The 8676-nt window shown below is 37.0% G+C and carries 5 protein-coding genes; 4 read left to right on the top strand and 1 reads right to left on the bottom strand.

Annotated features, from left to right (window positions below; genetic code table 11):
- Positions 1–14: 14 nt before the first annotated feature.
- Positions 15–1910 carry an S-layer homology domain-containing protein gene (locus ACOMCU_RS20650; RefSeq protein WP_421051251.1) on the bottom strand — a complete coding sequence of 632 codons (1896 nt, stop codon included), beginning with the start codon at positions 1908–1910 and terminating at the stop codon, positions 15–17.
- A gap of 234 nt (positions 1911–2144) precedes the next feature.
- On the opposite strand from ACOMCU_RS20650, the gene ACOMCU_RS20645 reads away from it, so the two are divergent.
- The 4 genes from ACOMCU_RS20645 to murJ all read left to right on the top strand — a co-directional run bounded on the left by ACOMCU_RS20645 (position 2145) and on the right by murJ (position 8408).
- Complete coding sequence (locus ACOMCU_RS20645) at positions 2145–4409, top strand: S-layer homology domain-containing protein (RefSeq protein WP_421051250.1); 2265 nt, start codon at positions 2145–2147, stop codon at positions 4407–4409.
- Between the two features lie 218 nt (positions 4410–4627).
- A complete protein-coding gene (locus ACOMCU_RS20640; RefSeq protein ID WP_010858045.1) occupies positions 4628–5773 on the top strand; it encodes a polysaccharide pyruvyl transferase family protein in 1146 nt (381 codons plus the stop codon).
- A complete protein-coding gene (locus tag ACOMCU_RS20635) occupies positions 5770–6870 on the top strand; it encodes a glycosyltransferase (protein ID WP_421051249.1) in 1101 nt (366 codons plus the stop codon). The genes ACOMCU_RS20640 and ACOMCU_RS20635 overlap by 4 nt, the downstream gene beginning before the upstream one ends.
- Entirely contained in the window at positions 6867–8408 is a 1542-nt protein-coding gene (gene murJ, locus ACOMCU_RS20630) for a murein biosynthesis integral membrane protein MurJ (protein WP_010858047.1), read from the top strand. Before ACOMCU_RS20635 ends, murJ begins: the two co-directional genes overlap by 4 nt.
- The last annotated feature ends 268 nt before the right edge of the window (positions 8409–8676 follow it).

Raw genomic sequence — 8676 nt, 5'->3', positions numbered from 1 at the left:
GAGACGGCTTCCTTTTATTTTACTGTATTAATAACTTGTATATACTCTTTGCTAATATAAGCTGTACCTGAATGAAGTTTATCAGAAAGTACTTCATACCAGCCATTTGTGCCGGCGTTCGTTACAATGACAGGCATGCCACTTCGTGCATACGTGAACAGTGGGCTATTGCTAGTCGATGCGTCTGTACGAACATTTAAGCCATTTGAAGTTGTTAGACCGATTGTATAAGGATTGTTGGCATCCTTAAAGCCTAAAGCTTTTTCTGCACGGTAGTAGTGTCCGGCGATTTTAGCGCCCCAATATGGATCTGAAGCGTATTTTACGTTAAAACCGAGTGCTTTTGAACCAACTACCGCACCATTAGCGTAGTTTCTGCCAGGTGAACCACCTGGTGTAATGTAGTTTGGTTGTAGGAACTTCTCAACCAATTCGTTTATATTGACAGCAACACTTTCAAACTCTTTGTTAAGAGGGTTTGTGTCATATACATATAAACCAAAGAGGTTATTTAATTTTTGTGCATGATCACTCATACCATAAGCACTTTCATGTTGGGCAAGTGCTAAAATAAGCATCGCATTAATTTTAGAATTTGCTTCAACTTCTTTTAATGTTTGGCCTAAGCCAATCAGTTTACTTTTCGTTGTTGCATCTTTGTAAAGGGTAATCCCCGTACTTTCAATTTCAGCTAGTTTATTCATAATATAGGCATCTAGTTCTTCAGCCGTATATTGTGTTGTTGCGCGCGCTGGTAAAAATTGATAATAGTTATAGGCTTCACCCTTAGAGGAACCATTGCCATTTGTAAAATTAATACCATTCCAGCTAAAGTATTGTTCACCTTGCTTCATGAAGGCAGGTGCTTTTCCGTACACGTAGCTTGAAGAATATTTATTTGTATTGTAATCAAATAATGTGTGTTTGATTTCGCCATTTTCGTTTGAATAGTAAGAGCGTCCTTTACTTAATGAAAATGGGATTAGTGTAACATCAGCCTGTTTCAAATAGCCAACTTGACCAGCTAATCGTACTTTTACTTGCGTTGCGTCACTACTGATATATTCCATTTCTGTATTTCCTGCAACTGCAATTTGGTCTTTAATTGTTTCAGAATTCAGCGCTACATATTTATTTGTGACAACATAGCCTGAAGTCATTTTAACAATTTTATCTTTTTGAACGATGACCTGTGTATTTTTTGTTAGTGCTTTATCAGCTGCATCAAAGCTAGGGAAGCCTTGATTACCAACAAGAGTACCATTTGCAATCTCTTTAATAGCGTACGTAGATGTGTCGGGAGCTGAATCACCAGATAGAAGCATTAAGCGTTGAATGAACGTCGCAGCTTGTCCGATTGTGGCGTTTTTTTCTGGCATAAAGTAGCCATTAGAACCGTTAATAATTCCTAAATGAGCACCAACTGCCACGGCTGGTCGGTAGTCCTTAATAATGGATGCATTATCCTTAAAAGTAATAGACGAAGTACCTTTAGGGATTTTTAAATAATCTATGGCTCTTTCCAACATAATCGCCATATGCTGTCTTGAAATAGCGGCATCAGGTTTAAAAGTACCATCAGCGTATCCTGTGATAATGCCAGCTGTCGCAGCAAGCTGAATATCTGTCAAATACATATTTGTATCTGGGACATCCGTAAACACTTTTCGGTCGTTCGCTTCTAGCTTTAGTACTTTTGATAAATAAGAAGCAAATTCGCTACGTGTAACATTGTCGTTTGGTCGATAGCTTCCGTTTGCATCTTGCACGATAGCGCTTTTCGAAATTAAATAACGAAGACCATTTTCATGGGCATGCCCTGAAAGTTCATCAGCAGATGCCATTTGGGGTTGCCAAAATAGCGAGGCTACTAATGTTAAAAGAAATGCAATAATTGATAGTTTTTTCATATTTTACCCTCCTAAACTTCAACACCATTTTAACAAAGATAGAGAGTAGAGATAAGGGGCAAATGTTAGAAATATCGTAAAATGCGACAAATTAAATAGTTTTCATGGCTATTATATAAAACTGGAAAATAGCTTAAATGTTCCATAGCTATTTTGGCATATTTTTGCTAATGTTATAGAAGTAAAACATACGAAGGGAAGGTGAGGGCTCTACATTATTGAGGAGCGCAAAAAATGAAAAGAATAGCAAAAAATTTACTGATTTTAGTTGTCATGATGTCAATGGTTGTTAGTCCATTAAATGCTTATGCATTTCAAACAATAAAGAAGGATTATGAGCTTTCAAAAGGTGTGCAGTATAAACAATATACATACAGCAATACCTATACAAATTCTATTAACCATCTATCGATTAATGTAGGAGATCAAGAGACGGAAGTACAATTAGGCATGCCCGCAGCAGTCAATGGAAAAGAATCGACTGTAGCGAATGCCAATCGTCATTCACGCGAGGGAAATCGTGTAGTTGGTGCTATTAATGCAAGTTTTTATAATATGTCAGAAGGCTACCCATTATTTTTATTAGCTAAAAATAATGTTATTTTAAATGGTGGTGCAGTGTCAAATGGCTCGGACCAATACATGAATGTGCCAACAGCTTTTGGGATGACTTCAGATGGTCGCGGCGCTATTGATTATTTTGATTTTGATGTGACACTTTCGCATAAAGGAACAAATTACGAAATGTCTGGCTTAAATCGTGATCGTAATATTTATGAAGCGATTATTTACACACCACAGTTTTATAGTAAAACAACAAATACCAATGAATATGGTTTTGAAATTGTTGTAGATACAGGTTCACCAATTACTGAAAATACATTCGGTCAAACATTAACAGGGAAAGTAACACAAATTAAAGCATATGGATCGAAAGAAAAATTAACTATTCCATCAACTGGCTTTGTCGTATCCTTACAAGGTGGCGAATGGCACAGTAAACTAAGCCAAGTAGCCGTTGGCGATGAAATGAGTGTTAACTTCTCTATCGATCAACTTTGGCAAAATGCGCAATTTATATTGGCGAGTGGTCCCTACTTAGTAAAAGATGGTAAACCATATATTATGATGAGTACATCAAGCTCTCGTGCCAAAGAAGTTGCACCACGTACAGTTGTAGCGACAAGCAATAATGGAGAAACTGTACATTTCATTACAGTCGATGGTCGTCAAAGCCATAGTAAAGGGATGAATATGGTCCAGCTAGCAAATTATTTAGTTGCACTTGGTGTCGATAGAGCCATTAACTTAGACGGTGGTGGCTCAACAACAATGGGTATTCGAAATTATGGCAGCAATAATGTCGTTTTAGCGAACCTCCCATCTAATTCAGGCAATACACAACGCCTTGTGTCTGCAACATTACAAGCTGTCAGTACGGCACCAACAGGCAAAGCAAAATATATAGAATTCTCAAACAGCACAAATAATGCAACGATGTTAGTAGGTGCTTCGTCTAGCGTAGCAGTTCAATATGTATTAGATGATAATCATACGACGCTTCCACTAGATGGACACTTATCTCTAGCGTCTCAAAATGAAACTTTAAAGATTAATGGCTTAAACTACACGGCAACAAAAGCTGGCGAAGAAAGAATTTATATCGGCTATGACGGCTCAGCTGTGCAATCATTCCCAGTCAAAGTAGTAGATGCACCAACAACAATGACCATTGCCCCAAGCTCTAAAACTGTGAGCGCTGGAGAAACTGTTAACTTTACAGTAGATGCAAAGGATGAGAGTGGCAAGGCTATAGTCTATGATCCATCTCAAGTGAAATGGTCAGTGGAAGGCAACATCGGTACAATTACTAAGGACGGGAAATTTACTGCACAAAATGCAGGTACTACTGGTAAAGTAATTGCTACGTTAGGAACGGAAAGTAAAGTTGCTACAGTGTCTGTAGCAAAGGCAGCATTGTTTAAGGACATTCCAAATAATTATGTGTATTATAAAGAAATTGAGTATTTAACGGCTAATAATATCATTACTGGACAAGCAGATGGTACATTTAGACCGAATGACAAGTTAACACGTGCTCATGCAGCGGTCATCATTAGTCGTGCCTTAGGCTTAAATACAGCTAATGTGAAAAATCCAAGTTTTAAAGATATTCCAGCTAACCATATGTACTATAAGCAAATTGCAGCAGTTGTGGAAGCTGGCATTATGAGTGGTCGTGAAAATAATACCTTCGACCCGAATGCGACATTGACGCGTGCACAAATGGCGAAAATTGTAGCGTTGGCTTATGACTTAAAAGGTACAAGTAGCATTGCATTTAAAGATGTACCAAAAAATCACTGGGCCTACTCTTATATCCAGCAACTAGCTGCGAATAAAATTACAACAGGCTATGATGGGAATATTTATAAGCCAAATGATGCAATTAGTCGAGCACACTTTGGCCTATTCCTTTATAGAGCAATACACCAATAATTGATAGTTTCACAGGGATTAGTTAGTAAGATGATCCTTTATAAAATTGATAATTTTTAGCACTTTTTTTTCGCCGCTATGCTATTGTGGTTTCGCGGTAGAAAGTGGGAGTTTCGATGACTTTCGGGACTCCCCCTTTTTTTTACTATTTTTAAAAAGAAAGAAAATGTACAATTGTGGTATAATCTCAGTATTAAAAAGTAAAAGGATGTTTTTTAATGAAAATAGGCATTGTGGGGAATTACGGCAATGATAATAATGGTGATGAATCAATATTATACGGCATTCTTCAACAAGTAAAACAAACATTTTCGGTAACCAGTGATGACATTACCGTTTTTAGTAATAACACACAACAAACATCCGCGCGTTATGGGGTACATAGCTATCCATTGTATTACAGAAAGAGCAATTTAGTTAAAACGTTTATCCATACTTATAAAAACAATAAACAATATGTTTCAACATTTGACCTCCTCATTATTGGTGGTGGAGGTATTTTAATGGATTTTTATAAACGTGAGGCTCACCTGTATGGAGCGTATGCAATGATGGCCAAACAAAGTAATATTCCCTACATTATTTACGGATGTGGCGCCGGACCACTTGATACTATTTCTGGAAAAATTAGTATTCGTGCGATGTGTCGATATGCAGCTAGTATCTCTGTACGTGATCCTCAGTCAAAAGAGCTTTTACAAAGTATTGGCGTAAAAAAGCCAATAGAAATTATTGGTGATCCAGCATTTACATTAAAAGGGGTTCGCGATAATTACGCCGAAAAACCATTGAAAATAGGCGTGTCTGCAGTGCCATTTTATAATGCGAACTACTGGCCAGAGGGAAATCTTAAAAAATACAATGCGTACGTGACAAGCATGGCGAAAAATTTAGATTATGTCATCTCTGAGCACAATGTTCGTATTACATTTTTTGCTACGAAATTTCCACAGGATGTCACTGTGACGAAAGATATACAGAAAAAAATGCTACAACATGCGCATACAGAAATTATTGAAGAAAATTTGGTACCGGAGCGACTACTCGAAGTTTCTGGAGAGCAGGATATTGTCATTGGGACACGTCTACACTCGCTTATTTTGGCAACGAATGCGGAAACACCGATTATTGCAATATCTTATCATACAAAAGTACAGGATTTTATGTCTTTTGTAGGCGCTTCAGATCGTTGTGTTCAGATGCAGGATATAGCGGATGATGAGAAAGCTCTAGCCACATTAGTAGGCAAACTAAGTAGCAATTGGGAGCAATCAATTGCTGAGACGAAACAAATTGCTACACATATTCATAAAGAGGCCATGAATGGTCAGGAATTAATGAAAAAGGCAGTGACACGTCTATGAAAAAAATACTCGTCATTAGTAATATGTATCCAACATCTAATCATTTATCATTCGGTATTTTTGTGAAAAACCAAGTCACAGCACTTGAAAAAGCTGGACTAGACGTTGATATAGCAGTTAATTCAAACCCTGCAACAGGCAAGAAAAACACCATTACGAAATATGCTAAATGGGGCATTTCTACGCTGTGGAAGGGCTTGAAAAATCGAAAGTCAATCGATGTCACTCATGCACACTATGTTTTTCCGTCTGGTATGCTGTCGCTACTATTAAAGAAAATGTTTGGAATACCGTACATTGTTACAGCTCATGGCGGTGACATTGAGCGCATGGCGAAGAAAAATACTAGAATCCGCAATTGGACAGCCAGCATCTTACGTGAAAGCAATCATGTTATCGCGGTAGGTCCTGTATTAGCACAACAAATTGAACAAGACTTTAACATTGCACCCGACAAAATTTCTGTTGTTAGCATGGGTGTCAATCGTGAAGTATTCATAAAGGGTAACCAAGCAATAGTACGACAGGAACTACAATTAGCGGTGGAACCATTTATATTCCTATTTGTCGGGAATGTCATTAAGCAAAAAGGTGTAGAAGAGCTTTTACAGGCGTTCCAAATGTTAAAAACAAAAGTGAACCGTCCAATCGAGCTCATTATTGTAGGTTCTAGAAGAGATGAAGGCTTTTTCCATTCTTTGCAACCATTAGTCAGTGAAGACGTCAAATTTATAGATCCACTAAAACAACAAGAACTAGTGAAGTGGTTCCAAGCAAGTGATGTCTTTATATTACCATCTCATTTAGAAGGTTTTGGATTAGTGGCTTTAGAGGCATTAGCAACAGATACACCTGTTATTGCTTCTAGGGTAGGTGGACTAGTATCACTGCTTGGAGAAGGCGCAGGGCATTTAATAGAGCCTGAAAACGCTATGGACTTGTCCGAGGAGATGCTGCGTGCCGTGAACACGCCAAAAGAACAATATATGAATCGTGATGCGGTTGATAATGTATTAGCCATTCACGATGAAAAAAATATAACAGCTCGCTGTATAGCGATTTATAAGTCAGCCATTGAAGGTAGGGATGACTTATGAATAATTTTTTGAAAATAATTGGAGCCGTTGCGATTATTAATGTTGTGGCTCGTGTGTTTGGATTTTTACGTGAAATGATTATCGGGTTTCAATACGGTAGTACCCATATTACTGATAGTATCTTCACAGCTTACACCATTCCTAACTTTTTATATCTAGTGGTAGGTGGTGCTTTTACCACAGCTGTCATTTCTATTTATAATCGGGAAACAACAGACAGAGCATTATTTGTTAAACAGTCATTTACTATTGTCTTGGTAACTGTTTCAATTATGACCATTATCATGTTAGCTCTTACTAATCCGATTATGGAAATATTTAATCAAGATAAAATCGAGAAGGGGTTTAGTCAGAGTGATTTAGATTTAGCAAAAAATCTGTATTATTGGATGATGCCATCATCTATATTACTTGTATTATCCTCCTGGTATAGTGGATTACTGAATGTGAACGAGAAATTTCATTTATCCAGTTTTGCCATTTTAATTTACAACGCAATTTTCTTAGTGATTGCCGTTGGATTATCTAGTTCTGATTATATTGGACCAATTGGATACGGTATTAGTGCGTTGGTAAGTGCGGCAATAATGGTGTACTTTTTAATTATCGGCTATCGCAAATTAGGGTCGTATAAGGTTGGTTTTTCCTTTGAACGAAATGTTTCCTCGAGGCAATTATGGGTTATGGTTTTACCGATCATGCTTGGCGGAGCCACTATTCAACTTTACGCTTTGCTACAGCGTGTTTTTGCTGGAATGTTGTCTGAAGGGGCCGTTGCTTCTGTTAACTTCGCCTCGAAGCTTATGCAGTTCCCGCAAGCTATTTTAATTACAGCTGTAACAACGGTAATTTATCCGATTTTGAGCCTAAAAGAAGCGAATAATGACCATGCTTCTATTAAGAGCCTTTACTCTAAAGGGCTACATTATCTATTATTGTTACTTATACCAGTAACAATTTATTCTTATTTCTATTCAGAGAACCTTATACAAGTAATTTTCCAATATGGTAATTTTGGTGCAAAATCGACTGCCATTACAGCACCAGTGCTTGCTATTTTCGTATTATCCATGTATTTCTTAGCCGCAAATACGTATATTACGCGTTTTTACTATGCAAAGGGTGACTCAATGGCACCCGTTATCTTCAGCTTAATCAATGTATTTGGTGTGAATATTGCCGTTATTATGCTGCTTGTGGATAATCACGGTGCTGAGGCAATTGCTTGGGGTACATTAGTGAGTGCAGTGACAAACTTTATTATGCTAATTGCCTATGCTGGACCTAAATATGATTTGAAAATGGGTATTTTTAGCAAAGAGCTACAATTTTTTAGAGCGATGCCACCAATGATTATTATCACAATTGTAATGTATTTTTCAAGTCATTATTTAGTGTTTGACTATAAGTGGGTAACTTTCATTGTAGGACTTGTTATTTTTAGTGGAGTACTTGTAGGCTCCTACTTGTTATTCGGCGTAAAGGAAGTAAAGGAATTTAGCGATAAGTTAAAAAGAAAATTTTTAAAACAGCAGTAAGTAAAGTGGGTATCATAGAAAAAATTCTATGATACCCATTTTTTTATCAATATTACGTCAAAACCATTAGTGTTCATTGGAAAAGTTTTTTTATGCTATACGTTGTGTGAATCCTTATAAAAAAATTGTCATATTAATAATAATTTATAGTAAAAAAATAGGGGTTGTATTATAATAAATTTTATGAAACTAGTGTTGAATAATGGCTGTTTTAAACGCAAATGGAGAATTCAATATGATTTGGTGCATGCCCTGTCGAGTGCGAAGC

The sequence above is a fragment of the Lysinibacillus sp. UGB7 genome (genome assembly GCF_049058285.1).
Classification (GTDB): Bacteria; Bacillota; Bacilli; order Bacillales_A; family Planococcaceae; genus Lysinibacillus; species Lysinibacillus sphaericus_B.
Note: the sequence above shows the minus strand (reverse complement) of the source record. Positions and strands in the feature narration are given on the sequence as shown.